2 protein-coding genes are annotated in these 1,114 nt (G+C 77.8%); one reads left to right on the top strand and one right to left on the bottom strand.

Features of this window, described 5'->3' with window-relative positions:
* Window positions 1-761 (bottom strand): carboxylesterase family protein (locus Q6969_RS15860; RefSeq protein ID WP_317231303.1); only part of this gene is annotated, 761 nt, incomplete at its 3' end.
* Window positions 762-837: 76 nt separating this feature from the next.
* Between Q6969_RS15860 and Q6969_RS15865 the strand changes: the two genes are divergently transcribed.
* The coding region (locus Q6969_RS15865; protein WP_317231304.1) for a TetR family transcriptional regulator at window positions 838-1,114 on the top strand (277 nt) is incomplete at its 3' end.

Consider the following 1,114-nt stretch of genomic DNA (forward strand, 5'->3'; position numbering starts at 1 on the left):
GCGGCGCGCTCCGCCGCGGCCTGGCGTGCCACCACGTCCTCCACCGGCATGCTCGCCGTCAGGCCGCGGGTCGCGCGCGCCATGGCCGCGTTCATCCGGCGCCGACCGCGCGCGATGCCGAGCGGCGCGCTCTGCACGATGGCGCGACGGAACAGCCCCGCGGCCTCCGGCACCGCCATGAGGTGGGCGACCGCGTCACCCCCCGCCGACTGCCCGAACGCGGTCACGCGGTCCGGGTCGCCGCCGAACGCGCGGACGTTGCGCGCGACCCAGCGGAGCGCCTGCAGCTGGTCGAGGAGGCCGAGGTTCGCCGGCCGGTCCCGCCCGTCGCCGAGGTAGCCGAGGAGCCCGAGGCGGTAGGTGACCGTGACGACCACCACGCGCTGCTCCGCGACGAGGGGCGCCGGATCCATGATCGGCACGTCCCCCGCCCCGGACACGTACGAGCCGCCGTGGATCCACACCATGACGGGCAGCGCGGCGTCCGGCCCCGCGTCGCGCGGCATCGTGACCGAGACGCGCAGGCAGTCCTCGTCGACGGCGAGCCCGGAGAAGCTCCCGAGCACGGCGTCGAGGTCCGCCATCGGCGCCTGCGGGCAGGCGGGCGCCCAGGAGGTCGCGTCGCGCGGCGCCGTCCAGTCCGGGTGCGCGACGGGCGGGGCGAAGCGCTCCGCGGTCGCGTAGGGGATGCCGGTGGCGCGGACGACCTCGCCGTCCGCCCAGCCGACGACGGGCCCGCAGGGCGGGGAGAAGGCGCTCATCCCCTCGACGCTACCGTTCGACGGCCGTTCGCCGGGCCGCCGCGAGCCGTCCGGATCGCGGTGCTACCGTGACGCCATGCCGCGCCTGATCGACCACGCCCGTCGCGAGGACGAGCTCGCCGAGGCGGTCTGGCGGGTCATCCGCCGCGACGGCGCGAGCGGGGTCTCGGTCCGCACGGTCGCCGCCGAGGCGGGCCTCAGCACGGGATCCCTCCGACACAGCTTCCCCAGCCGCATCGACCTCGTCGCGCACGCGACGGCGCTCGTGGCGGAGCGGACCGCGGCCCGCATCCGCAGCCGGCGCGCCGACCCGGACGCCCGGCGTCGCGCCGTGCGCGTCCTCGCCGAGCGCC

The organism is Clavibacter sp. MX14-G9D, from assembly GCF_032917815.1.
Classification (GTDB): Bacteria; Actinomycetota; Actinomycetes; order Actinomycetales; family Microbacteriaceae; genus Clavibacter; species Clavibacter michiganensis_K.